Origin of the sequence: Pseudomonas sp. IB20 (assembly GCF_009707325.1) — a bacterium.
Classification (GTDB): domain Bacteria; phylum Pseudomonadota; class Gammaproteobacteria; order Pseudomonadales; family Pseudomonadaceae; genus Aquipseudomonas.
Genome location: NZ_CP046103.1, coordinates 2,639,127 through 2,661,252, shown reverse-complemented (window position 1 = coordinate 2,661,252; position 22,126 = coordinate 2,639,127). Strand labels below are relative to the sequence as shown.

General features: G+C 60.2%; 20 protein-coding genes. 6 read left to right on the top strand and 14 right to left on the bottom strand.

Annotated elements, in window-relative coordinates; genetic code table 11:
* Positions 1 to 150: 150 nt before the first annotated feature.
* The 12 genes from GJU48_RS12195 to arnC all read right to left on the bottom strand — a co-directional run bounded on the left by GJU48_RS12195 (position 151) and on the right by arnC (position 13,166).
* Positions 151 to 1,302, bottom strand: a complete 1,152-nt coding sequence (locus tag GJU48_RS12195; protein ID WP_094952616.1) for an acyl-CoA dehydrogenase family protein — start codon at positions 1,300 to 1,302, stop codon at positions 151 to 153.
* Positions 1,303 to 1,305: 3 nt separating this feature from the next.
* Positions 1,306 to 2,409 carry an enoyl-CoA hydratase/isomerase family protein gene (locus tag GJU48_RS12190; protein ID WP_094952615.1) on the bottom strand — a complete coding sequence of 368 codons (1,104 nt, stop codon included), beginning with the start codon at positions 2,407 to 2,409 and terminating at the stop codon, positions 1,306 to 1,308.
* Positions 2,410 to 2,526: 117 nt separating this feature from the next.
* Entirely contained in the window at positions 2,527 to 3,240 is a 714-nt protein-coding gene (locus GJU48_RS12185) for an HPP family protein (RefSeq protein ID WP_094952614.1), read from the bottom strand.
* 163 nt (positions 3,241 to 3,403) lie between these two features.
* Positions 3,404 to 3,580, bottom strand: a complete 177-nt coding sequence (locus GJU48_RS24885) for a hypothetical protein (RefSeq protein WP_178119786.1) — start codon at positions 3,578 to 3,580, stop codon at positions 3,404 to 3,406.
* Between the two features lie 271 nt (positions 3,581 to 3,851).
* Complete coding sequence (locus GJU48_RS12180) at positions 3,852 to 5,474, bottom strand: ArnT family glycosyltransferase (RefSeq protein ID WP_094952613.1); 1,623 nt, start codon at positions 5,472 to 5,474, stop codon at positions 3,852 to 3,854.
* Positions 5,475 to 5,477: 3 nt separating this feature from the next.
* Positions 5,478 to 6,857: a UDP-glucose dehydrogenase family protein gene (locus GJU48_RS12175; RefSeq protein ID WP_094952612.1), complete on the bottom strand. Its 1,380-nt coding sequence runs from the start codon at positions 6,855 to 6,857 to the stop codon at positions 5,478 to 5,480.
* The gene (gene arnF, locus GJU48_RS12170; protein ID WP_094952611.1) at positions 6,854 to 7,267 is read right to left on the bottom strand and encodes a 4-amino-4-deoxy-L-arabinose-phosphoundecaprenol flippase subunit ArnF; all 414 of its coding nucleotides are present in this window, start codon (positions 7,265 to 7,267) and stop codon (positions 6,854 to 6,856) included. The genes GJU48_RS12175 and arnF overlap by 4 nt, the downstream gene beginning before the upstream one ends.
* Positions 7,264 to 7,611 (bottom strand): 4-amino-4-deoxy-L-arabinose-phosphoundecaprenol flippase subunit ArnE, encoded by a 348-nt coding sequence (gene arnE / locus GJU48_RS12165; protein ID WP_094952610.1) that lies wholly within the window; start codon positions 7,609 to 7,611, stop codon positions 7,264 to 7,266. Before arnE ends, arnF begins: the two co-directional genes overlap by 4 nt.
* Entirely contained in the window at positions 7,608 to 9,263 is a 1,656-nt protein-coding gene (gene arnT, locus GJU48_RS12160) for a lipid IV(A) 4-amino-4-deoxy-L-arabinosyltransferase (RefSeq protein ID WP_094952609.1), read from the bottom strand. Before arnT ends, arnE begins: the two co-directional genes overlap by 4 nt.
* Positions 9,260 to 10,144, bottom strand: a complete 885-nt coding sequence (gene arnD / locus GJU48_RS12155; RefSeq protein WP_094952608.1) for a 4-deoxy-4-formamido-L-arabinose-phosphoundecaprenol deformylase — start codon at positions 10,142 to 10,144, stop codon at positions 9,260 to 9,262. The genes arnT and arnD overlap by 4 nt, the downstream gene beginning before the upstream one ends.
* On the bottom strand, positions 10,144 to 12,135 hold the full coding sequence (gene arnA / locus GJU48_RS12150; RefSeq protein ID WP_094952607.1) for a bifunctional UDP-4-amino-4-deoxy-L-arabinose formyltransferase/UDP-glucuronic acid oxidase ArnA: 1,992 nt from the start codon (positions 12,133 to 12,135) through the stop codon (positions 10,144 to 10,146). The genes arnD and arnA overlap by 1 nt, the downstream gene beginning before the upstream one ends.
* Positions 12,132 to 13,166, bottom strand: coding sequence for an undecaprenyl-phosphate 4-deoxy-4-formamido-L-arabinose transferase (gene arnC / locus GJU48_RS12145; protein WP_094952606.1), 1,035 nt, complete (start codon positions 13,164 to 13,166; stop codon positions 12,132 to 12,134). Before arnC ends, arnA begins: the two co-directional genes overlap by 4 nt.
* 471 nt (positions 13,167 to 13,637) lie before the next feature.
* Here arnC and GJU48_RS12140 point away from each other — a divergent pair, with 471 nt between their 5' ends.
* Entirely contained in the window at positions 13,638 to 14,456 is an 819-nt protein-coding gene (locus GJU48_RS12140) for a M949_RS01915 family surface polysaccharide biosynthesis protein (protein WP_094952605.1), read from the top strand.
* Between the two features lie 108 nt (positions 14,457 to 14,564).
* Entirely contained in the window at positions 14,565 to 15,479 is a 915-nt protein-coding gene (locus GJU48_RS12135) for a site-specific integrase (protein WP_094952604.1), read from the top strand.
* Positions 15,480 to 15,700: 221 nt separating this feature from the next.
* On the opposite strand, the gene GJU48_RS12130 is transcribed toward GJU48_RS12135, so the two are convergent.
* Positions 15,701 to 16,906: a multidrug effflux MFS transporter gene (locus tag GJU48_RS12130; RefSeq protein ID WP_094952600.1), complete on the bottom strand. Its 1,206-nt coding sequence runs from the start codon at positions 16,904 to 16,906 to the stop codon at positions 15,701 to 15,703.
* Positions 16,907 to 17,186: 280 nt separating this feature from the next.
* Here GJU48_RS12130 and rbsK point away from each other — a divergent pair, with 280 nt between their 5' ends.
* From rbsK to GJU48_RS12115, 3 genes are read left to right on the top strand one after another with little or no spacing between them, the layout of a single operon-like run.
* The gene (rbsK, locus tag GJU48_RS12125; RefSeq protein WP_094952599.1) at positions 17,187 to 18,107 is read left to right on the top strand and encodes a ribokinase; all 921 of its coding nucleotides are present in this window, start codon (positions 17,187 to 17,189) and stop codon (positions 18,105 to 18,107) included.
* Between the two features lie 28 nt (positions 18,108 to 18,135).
* Positions 18,136 to 19,467: an L-fucose:H+ symporter permease gene (gene fucP / locus GJU48_RS12120; protein WP_094952598.1), complete on the top strand. Its 1,332-nt coding sequence runs from the start codon at positions 18,136 to 18,138 to the stop codon at positions 19,465 to 19,467.
* The gene (locus tag GJU48_RS12115; protein ID WP_094952597.1) at positions 19,464 to 20,510 is read left to right on the top strand and encodes an aldose 1-epimerase family protein; all 1,047 of its coding nucleotides are present in this window, start codon (positions 19,464 to 19,466) and stop codon (positions 20,508 to 20,510) included. The genes fucP and GJU48_RS12115 overlap by 4 nt, the downstream gene beginning before the upstream one ends.
* Here GJU48_RS12115 and deoR read toward each other — a convergent pair.
* Complete coding sequence (deoR, locus tag GJU48_RS12110) at positions 20,507 to 21,265, bottom strand: DNA-binding transcriptional repressor DeoR (protein ID WP_094952596.1); 759 nt, start codon at positions 21,263 to 21,265, stop codon at positions 20,507 to 20,509. The two genes, GJU48_RS12115 and deoR, sit on opposite strands and share 4 nt — an antisense overlap.
* A gap of 128 nt (positions 21,266 to 21,393) precedes the next feature.
* Here deoR and deoC point away from each other — a divergent pair, with 128 nt between their 5' ends.
* Positions 21,394 to 22,077, top strand: a complete 684-nt coding sequence (deoC, locus tag GJU48_RS12105) for a deoxyribose-phosphate aldolase (RefSeq protein WP_094952595.1) — start codon at positions 21,394 to 21,396, stop codon at positions 22,075 to 22,077.
* Positions 22,078 to 22,126: the final 49 nt, after the last annotated feature.

The following is a 22,126-nucleotide window of genomic DNA, read 5'->3' as shown; positions in this document are numbered from 1 at the left end:
ACGGCTTCGTATGGTTCCGCTCTTACAGCGGCTCACTTTTGGAAGGACCGGAATGCCGGCCCGCAAAAGTAGTGTAAGAGCGGAACCAATATCAGCCATCACCCCAATAACGGATATGTACCCAGCAGACCCTCGACAACACCAATTCCCTCAAAGCTGATAATTCTTCAACTCCCGCGCAATCACCATCCGCTGAATCTCACTCGTCCCCTCATAAATCTGCGTAATGCGCGCATCACGGTAATACCGCTCCACCGGGTAATCCTCCAGATACCCATACCCGCCATGAATCTGCATCGCCGAGGAGCAAACCTTTTCAGCCATTTCCGAGGCAAACAGCTTGGCTTGTGACGCTTCCGACAAACACGGCTTGCCAGCACTGCGCAACCGAGCGGCGTGCAGGATCAACAGACGTGCAGCATTCAAGCGCGTCTGCATATCAGCCAGCAAGTTAGCAACGCTCTGGTGCTCAATGATCGCCTTGTCGAATTGCACCCGATCCCGCGCATACGCCAGCGCCGCTTCAAACGCCGCACGGGCGATGCCCAAGGCCTGGGCGGCAATACCGATGCGCCCGCCCTCGAGGTTGGACAGGGCAATGGCCAGGCCTTTGCCACGCTCACCGAGCAAATTGGCCTCGGGCACCGTGCACTGGTTGAGGGTAACCGCGCAGGTATCCGACGCACGAATGCCCATCTTGTGTTCGGTGCGGTCGACCACAAACCCCGGCGTCTCGGTGGGCACCAGGAAAGCAGAAATACCTTTCTTGCCCAACTCCGGGTCCGTCACCGCAAACACAATAGCCAACTTGGCGCGCTTGCCATTGCTGACAAACTGCTTGGCGCCGTTGATCACCCACTGGCCATCGCGCAGTTCGGCACGGGTACGCAGGTTATGGGCTTCGGAACCGGCCTGGGGTTCAGTCAGGCAGAAGCAGCCGATGGCCTGGCCACTGGCAAGGTCGGGCAACCAGGTTTGCTTCTGCTCTTGTGTGCCGTAGTTGAGAATTGGCCCGCAACCGACTGAATTATGGATACTCATCAGCGCGCCGGTGGCGCCGTCACCGGCAGAGATTTCTTCGACCGCCAAGGCGTAGGCGACGTAATCAACGTAAGTGCCGCCCCATTCTTCAGGCACCACCATGCCCAGCAGGCCCAGTTCGCCCATCTTGGCGACCAAGGCGTCATCGATCCAGCCGGCCTTTTCCCAGGCTTGGGCGTGCGGGGCGATCTCGCCACGGGCAAAGTCGCGCGCCATGTCGCGAATCATTACTTGTTCTTCAGTATATTCAATGTCTTGCACGGCTTATCTCCCAACCTGCTTGAAGTTGTGGAAGAAGCTTTCCACATGGGTTGCGTCCAACCCGTGAATCGAGGGCGGGTTCCAGCGCGGGCTTTTGTATTTGTCGATGATCAAGGCCCGAACGCCTTCGATCAGGTCACCGCGCTCGAACCATTGGCGGTCCAGGTGCAACTCCAGCGCAAAGCACTGCTCCAGCGGCAGGCGGCGGCCACGACGGAGCATTTCCAGGGTGACGGCCATTGCCAGCGGTGAGCGGGTTTGCATCAGGTTGGCGGTGGTCAACGCCCATTCATGGCTGTCGGCGACGGTGACTTGCTGCAACTGCTCGACAATGCTGGGCACGTCCGGCAGGGCGAAGAAGTGGTCGATGGCCGGGCGCAGGGCTGCCAACGGTGCATCGGGCAATTGCTGCACGGCCAACTTGGCGAGTACACCTTGCAGGTCCTTGAGCGGCGAGCCCTGCCATTGCAGGCGGTCGAGCTTCTGGTCGAGGTCGGCGAACTTGGCGCTGTCCAAGTACCAGTCCGCCAACCCGCAATACAGAGCGTCGGCGGCGCGAATCTGTACACCGGTCACGCCTAAGTAAATCCCCAGTTCGCCAGGAATGCGGGGCAGGAAGTAGCTGCCGCCCACGTCCGGGAAATACCCGATGGCCACTTCCGGCATCGCCAGGCGGCTGCGCTCGGTGACCACGCGCAGGTCGGCGCCTTGCACCAGGCCCATGCCGCCGCCGAGGACGAACCCGTCCATCAAGGCGAGTACGGGCTTGCGGTAATGATGAATGGCCAAGTCGAGGGCGTATTCTTCGACGAAAAAATCGGCGTGCAGGCTGTCGCCGTTCTTGAAGCTGTCGTAAAGGGAACGGATGTCACCCCCGGCACAGAAGGCTTTTTCGCCAGCGCCGCGCAGGACCACGGCATAGACTTGCGGATCATCCGCCCAGGCCTGCAGTTGCGAGGCGAGGCTGCGGACCATGTGCAGGGTAATGGCATTCAAGCCAGCGGGGCGGTTGAGGGTAAGGTGGCCGATATGGTTGCGCACCTCGGCCAGCACTTCTTCCTGAAGAGTATCGGCGCGGCTTGCTTCGGATGAAACCTGAGCAGTCATCTGTAACTCCCTGCTTTTATTGTTCTTTATCAAGATATTCGCGGGCGAACCCTCTCGTGATCCTACCAGTGCAAATTTGCCCAGTACAACCGTGAATCATGCAGGTCGTTTTTGCATTTATGCAGCAGGTCGACTGGCCAGCACTTCGCCAATGCTGCGGCGTCGCGCATGGCCTTGCGCCGCGTGGATCAGCTGTTCGAGTTCGGACGGTGCGACATCGTAGAACTGCTCCATCTCGGCCAACGCCTGCTTCAAGTCGGCCGCCGTTATCGAGGGGTCAGCGACCTGCGTGGCATTGCCCAGGACGACGGCCGGCGAGTCGACTGTACCTTTGGGATAACGCGTGCGGGTGACGTTGTTATACGCCAACGCACACGCCAGCAGCGCACCCGCGCCGAGCATGACCGGTGCGAGTTCCTGCCAACCCAGGGCAATCGACGCCGGGTCGGCGAGCACCAGGGTCATGGCCAGGCCACCGGCAGGTGGGTGCAGGCAACGCAGCCAGCACATCAGGATAACGGTCATGCCCGCCGCCAGGCAGGCACTGCCCAAGGTGCGCCCCAGTACCCGCGCGATCAGCAGCGCCACGACAGCGGCGCATAAATAGCTGCCGATGATCGACCACGGTTGGGCCAGCGCGCCGGATGACACTGCAAACAGCAGCACGGCTGACGCCCCCAGCGGCCCGAGCAAGTGCAAGGCCACCTCCAGGCCAAACAGCTGGGCGCACACCCAGACACTGAACAGCGTGCCCAGGGCCATGCCGATTGCGGCGCGGCTCCATTCGGCGGGGCGGGTGTTGATTGCAGCGGGTAACCAGCGAGCGAGCATCGAAGGGGTCCATAAACAGCAGGCGAAAAAAAAGGCTGATCAGGTCACCCGGAAAAGCCCTTTGAAAGTTCCAACGGTTGGGGGAGGAACTCGCACAGTGTGCCGCCCCGAATGCCAGCGCGCCAATGCATATTAATGAGGGTTGAATACAAAGATAATGCAGTCAAGTGGCTTCGTCGAATGGAGCAGGGCATTCCTTCTCTGCCCGTGCAGTACTCAGGCGTCCCAATACACGTGTATCCGCCTCTTCGTTGAACAGGTGTCGTTGCAGGTTTTCCAGCAGCGCGGGGTCGTCGGCCAGCGGCCCCTTCAACGCCACCAGGGAGCACCGGCACGGCATTGCCCTCTTAATGAAGTAAGTCACTGTGTGTCGCATGGCCTAATGCGTCCTTGTTGTTATCCAATGTGCACTTACCCCAGCCTCCCTAGATCGGAGCAGTAGATAGTTAATGCACTGGGCAACGAGTCTACATTTGGGTTCCAAGCGTCGGAAGACAACGCGCGACAGCCGTTACGCATAGCTATGTAGGGGGTTTCTTGGTGGTTATGACGAAAAACGCCCACTCCTGAAAGAGTGGGCGTTGTTTGTTAAACCGCCGCTATAAACGCGATCAAGGCGCGGGCGCCCTCGCCAGATGCAGCAACACATAGGGGTCTTTGTCGAACTCCCCAGTGAGCGTCGGGGTGAGCGTGCGCAAGCGCGGGTCTTGTAAGCGCTCAAAGTCTGCTGCACTCATCACCAGCCAGGCAGGCCCTTGCAGCGGCGTCAGGTCAGCGGACGTTTGGGTAAACAACGGCACCTTATCGCATCCGAAGTTGACCATGAACTTGATGGCTTTGGCATCTTTACCCAAGCCATGCAGTATCACCGGTGCCGGCTGTTGGCGGATCTGAGCCTTGACCGCGAGGCTGAACGTGCGGGTGTCGTAGAGCGTGCGCTCCAACGGTTCGACCACCACAATGTAGGTCGACCATAACGCCAGTACCGCCGCGAATGCCGGGGCCAATGGTCGCAAGCGCGGTTTCAACACGGCCAGCAGCGCCAGTACCTGAAGCACGCCCAATAGCGTGAACATCAGCCCAAGGCTGCTCAACTGTTCCGGGTAACGCTTGCGCGCCACCACCAGCCCGATCACCAACAATGCCGGCAACAGCGTCCAGATGCCCAGCATCAAGCCGCGCAACCCGGCGAACAATCGCCCCTGGCTGACCTGGAACGGGTAGGCCGCGATGATCGCCGCCATGGGGAGCATCGGCAGGATGTAACGGGCCTTTTTCGCCTGGGGTACCGACAAACCGAGCATCACCAGTAAACCGGCGGCCGCGCAGTACAGCACCAGCTGCAATGCCGGATCTGGCGCCCGTCGCCCACCGACTGCCACGGCCAGCAGCACCAACAAGGCCAGCGGGTAAGCCAAGGCATAATTGCCCATGGAACTGGTGAAGTAATACAGCACGCCGCTGGAGCCTTCGGTGCCGTCCATACGCCCCAGGAACTGCATGCGGATCACGTCCTGCATGAAGTCCTCGCCACCACTGAGCTTGGCCAGCAGCAGCAACAAACCGACACACGCCGCCAGCAACGCCAAGGCAATCAAGCCGAAGGTGAACAGTTGGCGCCATTGCCGGTTGAGCAGGTAATAGCTGCACAGCACGCCAGTGGGGATCACGAGGCCAATCGGCCCACGCACCGCAAAGCCGATAATCAGCAGCAGGAACAGCCAATGCAGGCGTTTAGCCGCGCCGAAGTGATCATGCGCATAACCTAGGTAGAACACCGCCAAAACGACCGCGGCGAGCATCTGGTCCAGCGACACCGCACGAGTTTCGCTGATGAAGGTGCTGCTGAGCAGCAACATCGCGATACTCAGCAGGCCCCAGCGCGTGGAGTAGGGCGCTGTCAGGCGATACACCAGCGTGACGATCAGCGCCGAAGCGATGGAGGTGGGCAACCACGCGGTCAAGCTGGTGACCTGGCCGAACGGCAACGACAAGACCCACGTCAGCAACGTCGAGGTCGCCAGGTAGTCGGCGTAGGGCTGGCCATAGGTCGTGGGGAAGAAGCTCGGCCCATGGCGCAGCATTTCCTGGGCAAACAGCACAAAGCGCGAGTCAAACCCGATAATCGCCTGGTGCCAGTTACCCACTATAAACAGCACCAGGGCCAGGAGCCCAAGCCCCAGCGACTGGTGGCGGATCGTTGCGGTGAGCAGGGGAGGTTGAGCTCTATTCACGTCTCAGGCTTCCTTGACCTGCGGCACCCAGTTTTGCTGAGGGATCGGCAGTTCGCAGGAGTCACCTCGCCCTATTGGGAAGTATTTGAAGCCTTTGCGTGCCAGGCGCTCGCCGTCGTACAGGTTACGGCCGTCGAAGATCACCGGGTTTTTCAGGCGGGTGTGGATCAGGTCGAAATCCGGTGCCTTGAACTGCTGCCATTCGGTGCAGACGATCAGCGCATCAGCGCCGCTCAACGCCGATTCCGGCGTGCCCAGCAGGGTCAGGCGCGACTCGTCGCCGTAGATGCGCTGGGTTTCCTGCATGGCTTCAGGGTCAAACGCGCGCACATGGGCGCCCGCTGCCCACAGGGCTTCCATCAGCACACGGCTTGGCGCATCGCGCATGTCATCGGTGTTGGGCTTGAACGCCAGGCCCCACAAGGCGAAGGTTTTACCCTGCAAGTTGCCCTTGAAGTAGGCGTTGACGCGTTCGAACAGCTTGCTCTTCTGGCGCTGGTTGATGGCCTCAACGGCTTCGAGCAGGTCGCTGGAGCAATTGGCTTGCTTGGCGCTGTGGATCAGGGCGCGCATGTCTTTGGGGAAGCACGAGCCGCCATAGCCGCAACCGGGGTAGATAAAGTGGTAGCCGATGCGCGAGTCGGCGCCGATGCCCAGGCGCACGGCTTCGATGTCGGCGCCCAGGTGCTCGGCCAGTTCGGCGATCTGGTTGATAAAGCTGATCTTGGTGGCCAGCATGCAGTTGGCGGCGTACTTAGTCAGTTCGGCGCTGCGCAGGTCCATGAAGATGATGCGGTCGTGGTTGCGGTTGAACGGCGCGTACAGGTCGCGCATCACTTCACGCACTTCTTCACGCTCGCAGCCGATGATGATGCGGTCCGGGCGACGGCAGTCGGCCACGGCCGAGCCTTCCTTGAGGAATTCCGGGTTGGAGACGATATCGAACTCCAAGTGGCGGCCGGCCACGCGCAGGCTCTTTTCGATGTGCGCGCGCAAGGTGTCGCCGGTACCAACGGGAACGGTGGATTTTTCCACCAGGATCACCGGTTCCACGCGGTGGCGGGACACGGCGTCGCCCACCGACAGCACGTATTTGAGGTCGGCCGAACCGTCTTCGTCCGACGGTGTGCCCACGGCGATGAACAGCACTTCACCGTGTTCAACCGCGAGTTTTTCATCAAAGGTAAAGTGCAGGCGTCCGCTTTCCAGGTTTTCCTTGACCATGGCTGCCAGACCCGGCTCGAAGATCGTCACGTGGCCTTTCTGCAGCGACTCGACCTTGCTCTTGTCCACGTCCATGCAGATCACATCGTGACCGACTTCGGCCAATACGGTGGCCTGCACCAGACCAACGTAACCGCTACCAAATACACTGATTTTCATGGGGCATTCCTGGGGCTTGCAACGCTAGCACGACGAGAGTTAATGACCAGAACACCGAGGATGACCAGCGCCACCCCCAGGGTTTTCGAAAGCGAGAAATCTTCGTTGAACACCGGCAGGCTGGCAGCCAGCAGGTAGACCAACGCGTAGCTGATGCTGAGCAGCGAATAGGCGCGGCCCAGCGGCAGGTGCTTGAGTGCGCCAAGCCAGCAAAGCATCGACAGCGCATAGGCGATGATCGCCAGGATCACCACGCCCAAGGCGCCGAGGTCGATGGCATTGCTGTTGAACGCGTTCAGCCATTCGGCAGGCAGCGGCAGGCGCGTCATGCTCCAGCGCATGCCCAGTTGGGCGGCGCTGACCAGGCCTACGCTGCCCAATGCCAGGGCAAAGCCTTGAACCCGGCTCATACGTGACGCCCCAGCAACACCACACCGCCGATGACCAGTGCCACACCCAGCCAGTGACGGCCATCGATGTGTTCATGAAAGACAAACCGCGCCATCAGCGTGACCAGTACAAAATTAAGGCTGAGCATGGGGTAGGCGATGCCCACTTCCAGGCGCTGCAACACCAAAAGCCATACCAGCAAACCCAGGCCCAGGCACACCAGCGCCGACCACAGCCAAGGCGAACGCAGCTTTGGCGCCCAACCGTCCGGCTGGTCGCGCCAGCTTTCCACGGCAAACTTCTGCGAAACCTGGCCCATGCACGTAAGCAGGCACGCGCTTAATAAAAGAACCAGCGTGATCATGGCGCGGCCTGTGGGAATATCAGGATGACCAGATTGCCTTGCTCGTAACGCTTGCCGTCTTGGGGCAGCAGGTTCACTTCAGCGACTTCATCGTCGCCCTTGACCCGCATGACCACGCCGACCGACCCTTGCTTACGCGCATCACTCATCCATTGCTGGACCTGAGTGGTGCCGATCTTGCGGTGGGCAGTGTCTGCGTAGGCAATGCCGTACTTCACTTCACCGACGGTGTTGTAGAGCGCGACATCCGGACGCCCCAGGCGCCAGGACAAGGCCGACGCCGCGCCCAAGTCATTGCTGAGCAAGGCGGTGGTCGATTGCAATTCCTGCTGGTGGTCGATGATGAACTGATCCGGGATCTTGTTGTAAACCACCGAGTGGGGCAGTGCGGCCGGTACGAGCAGCACTAGCAAACCACTGCCGATCAGCGGCGCGGCCCACAGTTTCAAAGGGCGAGCGGCTTGCAGCAGGTTGACCAGGATCCAGCCGAACAAGCAGGCAAACACCAGCACCAAGCTGAGGGTTTCCTCACCGTGTTCGTACACCGGCTTCTTCAATTGGAACCAACTGAGCGCCAACACGGCCAGCACACCGACACTCAAGTTCAGCCAACCGTTGATGCGCAAGGCGCGGCCATGGCCCTGGGCGAGCTTGTTGCTTAGGGTTGAACCCATCAGCAAAGCCAGCGGCAGCAGGCACGGCATGATGTAGGACGGCAACTTGCCTTTGGCCAGGCTGAAGAACGCCAGGGGCATCAACAGCCACAGCAGCAGGAACGCGGTTTTGGGCAGGCGTTTGTCCAACCATGCCTGTTTGACCGTGGACGGCAGCAAGGCAACCCAGGGCAACGAGAACGCGACCATCAGCGGCAGGTAGTACCAGAACGGTTCGGCGTGCTGGGCATCGTCACCGGCAAAGCGTTGGATATGCTCGTGCCAGAAGAAGAAGTTCCAGTAGTCCGGCTCTTGCAGGTGCACGGCCAGCGCCCAGGGCAAGCTGACAACAATGGCGACGACTACCGCCACCACGCCGTAACCGAGCAGTTCACCAAAGCGTTTCTGCCAGATGGCGTAGGGCAGGGCGATCAGCACCGGCAGCAGCCAGGCGAGAAAACCCTTGGTCATAAAGCCCATGCCGCAGGCAAAGCCGAGCAAGGCCCAAGACCATAAACGGCCACGGCGCGTGGTGCTGTCGAAGCAGAACCACAGCGCAACGCCGGTCAGGTTGACCCAGAAGGTGAATTGCGGGTCCAGGTTGGCGTAGCCGCCGAGCAACGCCACGCTGACAAAGCTCATGTACAGCACGGTGCTGACCAGGCTTTTTTGCGGGTCGTTCCACAGCCTGCGCGACACCAGGTACACCAGCAGGATGCTCAGCCCGGTGCTCAAGGCTGAGGCAAACCGCACGCCGAACAGGTTCTGCCCGAAGATCGCCTGGCCCAGCGCGATCATCCAGTAGCCGGCAGCCGGTTTTTCGAAGTAGCGAATGCCCATGAAGTGCGGCGAGGCCCACTTGCCGGTCAGCAGCATTTCCTGGCTGATCTGCGCGTAACGGGTTTCATCCGGGATCCACAGGCCGTGGGTGGCCAGCGGTAACAGGTAAAACGCGCCAAACGCCAGCAGGAGCAGGGGCAATGCCCAGCGCCGGATCATGCCTGTTGCACTCCGAGCCAACCCTCGCGGCCGCTGAGTGCACCGCGCACCAGCTGTTGCTGGGCCAGGGTGCTCACATCCGCAGGCAACAGGTCGCCCAGGGGGTTGAAGTCGATGCCGCGCTGCCCGGCCTGGGCGAGCAGCTGGCGAAAATCATCAGCCATCAGAATCCCTTCTACTTCTGCGTGGATCGTGTAGACGTTCAGCTTCGATTCGGTAAAGCGGTCAAGAATGAAGCTGTTGAAGTCTTTGGCAGCCACTACCGGCCCGACGACTTCGTCGAAGGTCGGCAGGTCTACCGGAATTTGTGGGGTGCCCGCGCTGCCATCGGCCAGAGTTGGACGAAACAGGCTGGTGCCCCGGCAATCGCTGTTGTAGCGAAAGTTGAAACCTTGCTTGGCTTGCACCACGCGCTCATCGGCACGCCAACCGGCAGCCGCTGAACAGTCGATGCGTTCACCGAGGATGTCGCTCAAGGTGTCGACGCCACGGCGGATCTGCTCGACCAGCTGTGCATCGCTCCAGCGCCCGGTGTTGGCCTGCCAGCCGTGGTGGTCCCACGCGTGCAGGCCGACTTCATGCCCAGCAGCCTTGGCCTGGCGCATCAAATGCCCCAGGTCACGGCCAATCGGCTTGCCCGGCCAGGCGGTGCCGGCCAGCAAGATATCCCAGCCGTACAGCCCGGCGGCATTGGAACGCAGCATCTTCCACAGGAATTGCGGACGGATCAGGCGCCACAAGTGGCGCCCCATGTTGTCCGGCCCGACGCTGAAGAAGAACGTCGCTTTTACCGAGGCTTCATCCAGGGATTCGAGCAACCGCGGCACACCTTCACGGGTGCCACGGTAGGTGTCGACGTCGATGCGCAAGCCTGCCTTCATTATTTCTTGTCCGCGATTTCAAGCATGGCTTCGCGCAGGAAGAAATCCAGGGTGTTGCCGATGGTTTCGCTCATCTCAACGGTAGGCTCCCAGTTCAGCAGGCGCTTGGCGTTTTCGATGCTTGGCTTGCGGTGTGCCACGTCCTGGTAACCGGTGCCGTAGAACGCCTTGCTTTCGACGTCGCGGAAACCAGCGAACGGCGGGAAGTTGCTGCGCAGCGGGTGAGCTTCGAACTGACGCAGCAGCTCTTCGCCCAACTGACGGATGCTGGCTTCGTTTTCCGGGTTGCCGATGTTGATGATCTGGCCGTTGCACACATCGTTGTCGTTATCGATGATGCGCGCCAGGGCTTCGATGCCGTCGGCGATGTCGGTGAAGCAGCGCTTCTGCTCGCCACCGTCGAACAGGCGGATCGGCGTGCCTTCCACCAGGTTCAGGATCAGCTGGGTGATCGCACGGGAGCTGCCGATACGGGCCGAGTCCAGGCGGTCAAGGCGTGGGCCCATCCAGTTGAATGGACGGAACAGGGTGAAGTTCAGGCCTTTGTCGCCGTAAGCCCAGATCACGCGGTCCAGCAGTTGCTTGGAGACCGAGTAGATCCAGCGCTGCTTGTTGACCGGGCCCACCACCAGGTTGGAGGTGTCTTCGTCGAAATACTGGTCCTGGCACATGCCATAGACTTCGGAAGTCGACGGGAAGATCACGCGCTTGTTGTACTTGACGCAGTAGCGAACCAGTTTCAGGTTCTCTTCGAAGTCGAGCTCGAACACGCGCAGCGGGTTACGGGTGTATTCGATTGGCGTGGCGATGGCCACCAGCGGCAGGACCACGTCGCACTTCTTGATGTGGTACTCGATCCACTCGGAGTGAATGCTGATATCGCCTTCCACGTAGTGGAAGTTAGGGTGGTTGCGCAGGCGCTCGATGGCGTCGGAGCCAATATCCAGGCCGTAGATTTCGTAACGGTCGTCACGCAGCAGGCGCTCGGACAGATGGTTACCGATAAAGCCGTTCACACCCAGGATCAGCACGCGGGTACGACGTGGCTTGCGGCCGGACTCGGCGCCGCGCAGCACGGAGCCGTCCACCAGGCCGAGCTCGTCAGCCAGGGAAGGGCCAGCCAGGTACAGGCCGTTGGCGTTGCGTTGGCCGAACTTGACCACCAGCGAGTCTTGACCGCAGGCAATGCGCAGTGGGTTGACGCTGATCACGCGGCCTGGCGCCAGGCCTTCGTTGCCCTTGACCACTTCGGCCTGCCAAACGATCAGTTTGTGCTCGCCGACCGCGCAAAAAGCGCCCGGGTACGGCTGGGTCACGGCGCGAACCAGGTTGAACAGTTCTTCAGCCGGTTTTTTCCAGTCCAGCTTGCCATCGGCGGCGGTGCGGCGGCCGAAGTAGGTGGCTTGGCTTTCGTCCTGGGCGGTTTCAGCCAGCTTGCCTTGGGCCAGTTGCGGCAGCGCATCGCGCAGCAGGTTGGCGGCGGCGTCACGCAGTTTGGCGTGCAGGGTCAGGCCGGTGTCAGTGCGGTCAATGATGACTTTCTGTTGGGCCAGGATCGCGCCAGCGTCAGCACGCTTGACCATACGGTGCAGGGTCACGCCGGTTTCGGTTTCGCCGTTGACCAGCACCCAGTTGGCCGGCGCGCGGCCACGGTATTTAGGCAGCAACGAACCGTGCAGGTTGAACGCGCCTTTGCTGGCGGTGGCCAGCAAAGGCTCGCTCAGCAGGTTGCGGTAGTAGAAGGAGAAGATGTAGTCCGGGTTCAGCTTGGCAATACGCTCGATCCACAGTGGGTGGTTGGCGTCTTCCGGCGCATGCACCGGGATGCCGTTGCGGGCGCAGAGTTGGGCGACGGAGCCGTAGAAATTGTTTTCCTTGGGGTCGTCGGCATGGGTGAACACGGCAGCAATGTCGTAGCCGGCGGTGAGCAAGGCTTCAATGCCTGCACAGCCAATATCGTGGTAAGCGAAGACAACAGCTTTTGAATTCATGACGAAACCTGATCGGAAGGAGAAGTAGAGGTATGGGAGGACACCAGGCCATCAACGACGACGACTGGAGCCGGTGCTGCCGGTTGGTTGCGCAGCACTTTTTCAATAAAGAACCGTGGACGGGCACGAACGTCACTGTACATGCGGCCCAGGTATTCACCCAAGAGGCCCATGCCGATGAATTGGCCGCCGGTAAACACGAACAGTACCGCGAATAGCACAAAAGTACCGTCGCCCGCCCAAGTGGCACCGAAGGCCAGTCGCATGACGATCAAGGCAAAAGCGAACAGCACGCCCAACGCCGCCATGCTGAAGCCGACAATGCTCAGCAGGCGCAATGGCGTGGTGGTCATGCAGGTCAGCAGGTCGAACATCAGGCTGATCAGGCGCATCGGGCTGTATTTGGACTCGCCATGTTCACGCTCGGCGTGGTGCACCAGGATCTCGGTGGTGTGGCGGGCAAAGCCGTTGGCCAGGATCGGGATAAAGGTGCTGCGCTCGCGGCAGGCGAGCATGGCGTCGACGATGGTGCGCCGGTAAGCGCGCAGCATGCAACCGTAGTCGGTCATGGCCACGCCGGTGGAACGCTGCACGGCCAAGTTGATCAGGCGCGAAGGCCAGCGGCGGAAGGCCGAGTCCTGGCGGTTGTTGCGTACGGTGGCAACCACGTCGTAGCCCAAGGCGGCTTGTTCGACCAGGCGCGGGATTTCTTCCGGCGGGTTCTGCAGGTCGGCGTCGAGGGTAATCACCACCTCGCCCCGGCACTGCTCAAAGCCGGCCATGATCGCCGCATGCTGGCCGTAGTTACGGTTGAGGATCACCGCCACTACGTTGCTGCCGTCTTGCGCGGCGGCGTCTTCCAGTAATTGGGCGGAATTGTCGCGACTACCATCATCCACCAGGATGATTTCGTATTCGTAGGCCAGTTGCTTGCAGGCTGCCGTCGTGCGACGCAGCAATTCAGGCAGGCTCTCTTGTTCGTTGTAGACCGGGATAACGATCGACACGCAATGAATAGGGTAGGGTTTCAAAGATTCATGACCTCGGGGCAAGAGCAGGTTGGAGCGTTGAAAACAGCAGTCATCAGCGGCTGGAGATTCAGAAAACTGATTAAACGTAGCGTGGGTATGCAGTGTTCATTCGACATTCCTGGGAAGGGCAATGTTTTCTTCCATGGGCTAGCAGAGTAAAGACCAAATTTGTGAAAGATAAAGCCGAATCAACACGTTAGTCATAGAACGCGCGGCTTGTTCTCAAGTCCTGCGGCCAAGATTAAGCGCAAAATTGTTGAACGAATATGAAAGGCGGATGAAAAACTCGTTTATTTGACAGGTAGACAGCTAGGGTTCAGCTAAACCGCAAAGCCGCCTTGGCCGCCATTGACGGGTAAGTTTCGATGGTTTTTTCGGCGGTGCCGTCGGTCCTTGGTCTTATTCAACAATCTTCTCTGCATTGGCCCTCAAGTGCCGGTAAAGTAAGCCATCTCTTGCCAGGGTACTCGGATGAATAGCGTGCAGCTTTTACGCGGCCAGTTGCGGCCGGCGTTGATGGGATTGTGGATGGCTGTGGCCTGTGTCACGACCGTTCGCGCGGATGATGGGGTGGCGCTCACCACGGTCGAGCAGGTGCCGGAAGGCGTTGAAGTGCGCGGTAAACAAGTCGCGGCCTACAGCTGGGACGACCACCAAGGCAAGAATCTGCTGGTACTCGCCGAACAGGTCAGCGAGCGTGACGATGACGGCACCCAGTCGTCATTTGTCTACGCGGCCCAGTATTTGCTGGGCGGCGATCATCCCAAGCGGGTGTGGATGCTCTATGACGATGTGCAGCATTGCCAATTCGATGCGGCACTGCGCTTTGACATGGCGGCGACCAAGGTTACCGACCTTGCCGGCGATGGCATCACCCAGGCCACCGTGGGCTATTCGCGCACCTGCACCAGCGATGTCAGCCCCAACGAATTCAAGTTGATCATGCACGTGGGCAAGTCCCAGAAGTACCGCCTGCGCGGTGTCGATCGCATCGGCGCGAGCTGGTGGGATGAGGAGGCCGGTGCGTTGCGTGGCATGCCGCTGCCAAAGGATTGCAGCGTTGCGGCGCAACAGGCGCTGGTCAGCCAGTACAAGGAGCAGGGCACTGAGTTGCCGTTGCCAGGCTGCTATGGCGATGAAAAGGACTTTGCCAAGGCGCCGGACAGCTACCTGGCGTTTATGCGCCAGCATTGGTTTGCGCTGATGCACAAGCAAGACACCGAGTGGAGCCAGTCCCAGACCCAGCCGCAGCCCGAGGACCCGACCGAGGATGACGAGTCGGCTCCGTGATTTTGTGTGAGGGCCGCTACTGCGTTAGACTTGGCCCTCGCCAATTCACTAAATACTTCGATTAAACAACAGCTTGCTTGAGGTATTTAATCCAAAGGCTGATCTACTTTGACTGAGTCTATCCGTAACCCGCTGACCCTCTACCTCACCCGCCTGGCGCCCTCCAGCCAGCTGACCATGCGCTACGTGCTGCAAGACGCTGCCGACCGCCTGGGCTTCGAAGACATCAACCTCGAAGAGATCGACTGGCATTTGCTCCAGCCCGAACACGTGATTGCCTTGGTCGCCGCCTTGCGCGAGGACGGTTATGCGCCGAACACTTCATCGCTGTATGTGAATGCGGTGCGTGGGGTGATGAACGAAGCCTGGCGCATGAGCCTGATCAGCCAGGACCACTTGCTCAAGATGCGCTCGGTCAAGGCCGCGCCCGGTACACGCCTGGGGCAGGGCCGTAACCTGCGCCGCACGCTGATCCGCGAAATGATGGAAGTCTGCGCCGCCGACCCGCGCCCGCAGGGCCTGCGTGATGCGGCGGTCATCGGCATTCTGTATGGGTCGGGTATGCGCAAGTCGGAGTCGGTAAACCTTGACCTGGCGCAGGTCGACTTCCAAGAGCGCAGTTTGCGCGTGACCGGCAAGGGCAATAAGGAGCTGATCAAGTATGCGCCGGCTTGGGCCTTTGAAAAGCTCACGGCGTGGCTGGAGTTTCGTCGCGAACAGCTCAAGGACGGCGAGCAGGACGATACGTTCCTGTTCAACCGCGTTCGCCGTGGCAGCCATATCACCCGTGAACGCATCACCAAGCACGCGATTTACTACATCGCCCGCCAGCGCGGCGAACAGGTAGGCGTGAAGATCATGCCGCATGACTTTCGGCGGTCCTTCATCACTCGGGTGATTGAAGAACATGACCTGTCGATTGCGCAGAAACTGGCGCACCACACCAATATCCAGACCACTGCCAGTTATGACGTGCGCGACGACAATGAGCGGCGGCGGGCGGTGGATCGGTTTGATTTGTAGTGTCGGGTAGCACTTGCGCCGAGCCTTTGACGGGTTTAGGCGGATTGAGTGCATATCCATTGCTGCGGTAACGGCCACCTAGGGTTTCGCTCTTACAGCGAGTCACTTTTTTACAAACGCCTAAAAAAGTAACCAAAAAACGCTTTGCCCCACCATTTGCCTCCGTGGCCCTGATTGGCCTTGTGCATTCAGGGCCGGCGTTGCTGGGTTGATGCTGCGCATCAGGTGCGCGGCGCAGGTTGCAGATGCGCCGGCAAACGGCGCAGTGTCCAGAAGGCGGTCAGCATCGCGGCGACTGCACACAGCGCAATGCCAACCAGCATTGGTGCGGGCGTATGGTCGGCGTACAGCCCAACCAATGTCATCGACACGGCGGCGGTAATCATCTGGATCGCACCCAGCAGTGCCGAGGCAGCACCGGCCACGGCGCCGTGGTCTTCCAGGGACAACACGCCGGCCGCCGGCAACAGCAGGCCGAGGAAACCGAAGCCGATAAACAGCATCGTCATCATCACCGCCAAGTGGTTGCCCCACAGCGTGGTGGCTGCCAGCAAGACCATGACGGCCGCGACAGCCATCACCGACCAACGAATCACCGGCGCTAGGCCAAAGCGCGCGCTCAGGCGTGCGGTCATTTGGCTCATAGCGAAGAACGAGGCGGCATTCAGCGCAAAGCACAGGCTGAATTGTGTGGGTGTCAGGCCGAAGTATTCGATGTACACGAACGGCGCGCTGCCGATAAACACGAAGAAGGTGGCCAGGCCGAAGCCGCTGACCACCGCTAAACCGATAAATACCGGATCGCGCAACAGCGCGCCGTAACTGCCGATGGCGTTGCCCAGGGTCTTGCCCAAGCGGCGCTCGGCCGGGTGGGTTTCCGGCAATTGCACAATGGTCATCACCAGGCACAGCACGGACACGACCGCCAGTGCCGCGAACACTTCGCGCCAGCTCCAGAGTGAAATCACCACGCTGCCGGCCAAGGGCGCCAGGATCGGCGACACACTCATCACCAGCATCAGCAGGGCCATCAGGCGCGCGGCCTCATGGCCGGTGTACAGGTCGCGAACGATCGCCCGCGGAATGACCATGCCGGCACAGGCGCCGAACGCTTGCAGGGCCCGAAACCCAATCAGCACTTCAATAGTGGGGGCCAGTGCACAGCCGACGCTGGCCACGGCGAATATCACCAGGCCGAGATAGATCGGCGGCTTGCGACCGTACACATCGCTGATCGGGCCGTAGAACAGCTGGCACACGCCGATGATCATGAAGAACACCGTGAGGCTCATCTGCACCGCCGCCGGCGAGGCGTGCAGGCTGGCACCCAAGGTGGGCAGGGCGGGCAGGTAGCTGTCGATGGCGAAAGGGCCGATGGCGGTGATCAACCCCAGCAATAAGGCGAGGTGGGCGATGCTTCGAGACATGGGGTGTTCCGGGTTACGGCGAAAGACCGGCCAGCTTAGAGAGCGGCCCGTGGGGTTACAAGGTGGCGTTTACACAGCCGCTACATTTTTAGCGCTTGAAAGCTGGCGCTTTTTGCGGAAAGCTGGCGGCTGAGGTTTTGCTTGGCAGCGAAAGCCTCCTACGTCGTCCGTCGATCTCTCTGCGCAGAAAAAGATTGAATATTCACACTCAATGTTATTTAAATAACAAAATAAGAGCATCACGACCTGCCTGGCCGTTACGCAACAAGGTGGAATAGCAATGAGCAAGATCGCAGTCATCGGCAGCAATATGGTGGATTTGATTACCTACATTGACCGCATGCCAGCCCAGGGCGAAACCCTGGAAGCACCGGGATTTGCCCTGGGATGCGGCGGCAAAGGCGCCAACCAGGCGGTGGCGGCAGCCAAGCTTGGGGCGGATGTATTGATGCTGAGCAAGGTCGGCGACGACATGTTTGCCGACAACACCCTGGCCAACTTCCAGCGCTTTGGCATCGACACCCGTTATGTGCAGCGGGTGCCTGGCGTCTCCAGCGGCGTAGCGCCGATTTTTGTGCGTGCCGATTCCCACAACAGCATTTTGATCGTCAAAGGCGCCAATGCGCATTTGTCGCCGGCGGACATCGATGCCGCAGCAGCCGACCTGCGTGGCTGCACGCTGATTGTGCTGCAGCTTGAGATCAACCTGGAGACGGTCTACTACGCCATCGAGTTTGCGCACCGGCATGGCATCGCCGTGCTGCTGAATCCGGCACCGGCCCTGGCGGGCTTAAGCGCTGAGCACTTGGCGAAGCTGGATTTCCTGATCCCCAACGAATCGGAACTGGCGTTGATCACCGGCCTTACCGTGGACTCGTCAGACTCGGCTCGCGCTGCCGCACGCACGCTGGTGGCCAGCGGCATCCGCCACGTGATCGTCACCCTTGGCGAGCAGGGCGCGTTGTACGTGGGCGAGGAGGGCGAGTTCCAGGTGCCGGGCCAGCGCGTTGTGGCCCGCGACACCACCGGCGCCGGTGACGCCTTTATCGGTTGCTTCATTCAGCACTGGAACCGCGACGGCAGCATTCGCCAGGCCATGGAGCAGGCCGTGGCGTATTCCGCGTGCTCGGTAACGGCGCTGGGTACGCAAACCTCCTATCCCGACAGCGAAGCGTTCGCGCACTTCCAGCAACAGCGCTAAACCCATCAATTCAGCCCGGAGAACAATAATGAACAAACCTGCGCTGCAACAGACACCCGATGGTTTTTACCTGAACCGCACGCCGTGGTTCGCCTTTATCCTGCTGTGCAGCATCTTCGCGTTGTGGGCCGCGGCGGCGAGCATGAATGACGTGCTGATCGCCCATTTCAAGAAAGCGTTTTTGCTCAGCGATTTCCAGACCGCCTTTGTGCAGTCGGCGTTTTACCTGGGCTACTTTTTTGTCGCGATCCCGGCCGCCATGGTGGTGCGCCGCTTGAGCTACAAAAGCACGATTCTGATTGGCCTGTTGTTGTACATGTTCGGTTGCCTGCTGTTTTTCCCCGCAGCGTCTACGGCCAAGTACGGCATGTTTTTGCTCGCGCTGTTTGTGATTGCCGCCGGCCTGTCGTTCCTCGAAACCGCCTGCAACACCTACTCGACGCTGATGGGCCCACGGGAAACCGGGACGCGGCGCTTGAACATCTCGCAGACCTTTCACCCGTTCGGCGCCATGGCTGGGGTTTACGTGGGCAGCTTCGTGATGTTCAAGGACACCGATGCCACCACCGAGCAACTGACACAGATGAGCGCCGCGGATGCGGCGGTGCAGCAGTTGCAAATGATCCAGTCCACGCTGCTGCCTTATAAGTGGATGATCGCGGTGCTGGTGCTGATGTTTATCCTGATCGCGATCACCCGTTTCCCCGCCTGCAAGGGCAGCAAGCCCGTCGACAACAAGTCCGGTAGCTTGCGTAAAAGCCTGGGGCGGTTGTGGCGCAACCCGCGTTTTACTTTCGGCGTACTCGCGCAGTTTCTGTATGTGGGCGCGCAGGTCGGCGTATGGAGTTTCACCATTCGGTTGGCCATGCAAATGGGCGGCATGAATGAGCGCAGTGCATCATGGTTCCTGATGACCACCTTTGCCGCGTACTTTGTCGGCAAGTTGATCGCCAACCTGCTGATGCGCCGCCTGCACCCGGCCAAGGTCTTGGCGATCTACGGTGTGCTGTGCATTGTGCTGCTGGCCTACACCATTCTGGTGCCGAACATTTCGGCGGTATATGCAGCGGTGGGTGTGAGTATTTTTCTCGGCCCGTGCTGGCCGACCATTTACGGCCTGACCATCGATGGCTTGGGTGAAGACACCGGTGTCGGTGGTTCCTTGCTGGTGATGAGTATCGTCGGTGGCGGGGTGATTCCGATCTTCCAAGGCCTGTTGTCCGACGCCAGCGGTGGCAACATGCAGTTGGCCTACAGCGTGCCGTTGCTGTGCTTTATCGTGATTGTGATGTATGCGGTCAAATGCCTGCGCCAGTCAGACACATCACCCTCCAGTGTGGCCGCGGCGGTGGTCTCATGAACACGTGCATCCCGCTGTATCGCGCCGTGTTTGCCGAACAGGAAAAGATCCTGTTGCAGTCTGAGGATTTCAAGGTCAGTGCCTGGACCTATCCGTCCGGCGTGCTGGCCGTGAGCCTGGAGAACTGCCGTGGACGTTTGGTCGTGCTGCCGTATCAAGGGCAGATGATCTGGTCGGCCGTGTTCGACGGCTGCGACCTGACCATGACGAACCTGTTCGAGCAGCCAAGGCCCAGCCCGACGGTGATCGATACCTACGGCTGCTTCATGTTTCACAGTGGCCTGCTGCGCAACGGCTGCCCGGCGCCGGATGACACTCATGCGTTGCACGGCGAGATGCCTTGCGCGCCAACGGACACCGCCTGGCTGGAAATCGGCGAGGGCTTTGTGCGCCTGGGCGGCTCGTACCAATACGCCAAGGGCTTCGGCGATCGCTACCGGGCGTGCCCGAGCGTCACGCTGCGCGCCGATTCGGCGTTATTCGATATCGACATGGACGTGACGAACCTGGCTGGCAAACCCATGGACCTGATGTACATGGCTCACATGAACTACGCCTATGTGGCCGGTGCCCGGTTTGTCGAGCCGCTGGGCATGCAGCGCCTGCGCCTGCGCACCAGTGTGCCGGGCCACGTCAAGCCGACGCCGGACTGGAGCGCCTACATGGCGCAACTCGCTGAGCATCCCGCTCAGCTGGCGTGCCTGGAGCGGCCGGCGCTGTACGATCCAGAAATCGTGTTTTTCTTCGACGAGGTTGGCACTGACGCCACCGGCCACGCGCACTTCTTGCTCGATCACCCCGATGGTGCTGCGTTCTACACCCGTTATCGCCCCGAGCAATTCGAGCACGCCGCACGCTGGATCCTGCACTCAGCGGATCAGCAAGTGGCCGCGTTCGTGCTGCCATCAACCTGCGAACCCGAAGGCTATAACGCGGAAAAAGCCAAAGGTCACGTGCGTTCGCTGGCGGCCGGGGCCAGCGCCTCGTTCAGCGTGACCACCGGCTACTTGAACGCCCAAGAGCGGCACAAGTTGCTGGGTTAAACCAGCAGTTGCGCGCCGCTGGCCTCGATGAGGTCTTTGTAGCCGCGGGGGATTTTCTTGTCGCTGACCACGTAGTGAAAGTCTTCCAGGGCAGCGAAATGCGCGGTGCGCACAGTGTCGAACTTGCTGAAGTCGGCGAGCAACACACGCTGCTGGGCCTGGCGCAGGACCTTTTGCTTGACCTCGACTTCATTGAAGTTGAAGCACGTCACGCCGAATTCCTGGCTGACGCCGGCGGCGGTCACAAAAGCCCACGTCAGGCGCACGCTGTCGAGGATGCTGCTTTCGGCGCTGCTTTCAAACACCTGGTTCTTGCGGTGAAAGGTGCCGCCGCACAACACGATGTGACAGTTGGGCTTGTTCTGCAGCCTGAGCAGCACGTTCAACGAGCTGCACACGGCGGTGAACTCCAGCTCATCAGGGATGAAATCAATCACAAAGGGCGAGGTGGTGCCGCAGTCGAAAAACACCGTGTCACCGGGTTGTACCAGCCGGGCGGCGAGTTTGCCGATGCGGCGTTTTTCCTCGACGTGACGCGTGTCCTGGTCGGCTACGCGGTAATCGCTGGCCTCAGTGCCGACGCGGGTGATGTAGCCGCCTAGCAGACGCACATGCTCGGTGAAGTGGTTGAGGTCGCGGCGCAGGGTCATCTCGGAAACGTCCAGCAGTGCCGCCATTTCCCGCAGGTGAATGGCGTTCTGGTCCTGCAAAGCTTGTTGGATTAGCTTGAGTCGCTCGGCTTTTTTACTGTCCACGCGTATTCCAGGGCTTGATTGTTTGTGTTAGATAAGTAACATTTACTGATATTATTGTAACGTATTAATGTGAGCGCTGTGACAAGCGCACCACAATCATTGGCAACATACAGGCAAGGGCACGTTAAATGAATACACTTCAACCCGCAGCATTGGCCAAGTACATCGATCACACCTTGCTGGCGCCCGACGCCTCCCGTGAGCAGATTCGCACCTTGTGCGAGGAAGCCATGCAGCACGGTTTTTATTCGGTGTGCCTGAACTCCGGGCAAGTGCCTTACGCCGCTTCGTGCCTGAGCGACAAGACCGTGGTGATTTGTGCGGTAGTGGGCTTCCCACTCGGCGCCGGCTTGAGCGACACCAAGGCGTTTGAAGCCGAGCGGGCGATTGCCGCCGGGGCAGGGGAGATCGACATGGTGCTCAACATCGGCTGGCTGAAGGAGGGCTTGCTAGACGCGGTACGCGAAGACATCAACTGGGTCCACAAAGCCTGCGGCGCAGTGCCGTTGAAGGTCATCCTGGAAACCTGCCTGCTGAGCGACGAGCAGAAAGTCCAGGCGTGTGAAATCTGCCGGGATTTGGGCGTGGCATTCGTCAAGACCTCCACAGGGTTCAGCAAAAGTGGCGCTACCGTTGAGGACGTTGCACTGATGCGCAAAACAGTGGGCGCGGGCGTTGGGGTCAAGGCGTCCGGTGGCGTGCGTGATTATCCGACGGCGATGAAGATGATTGAGGCCGGGGCGACGCGCTTGGGCAGCAGCTCGGGGATTGCGATTGTGGGTGGAGTGATGACGACGGCCAGTGGTTATTGATGCGCCTAATTATAACTAAACTAAATAGACATTTAGTTTAGTTATAATA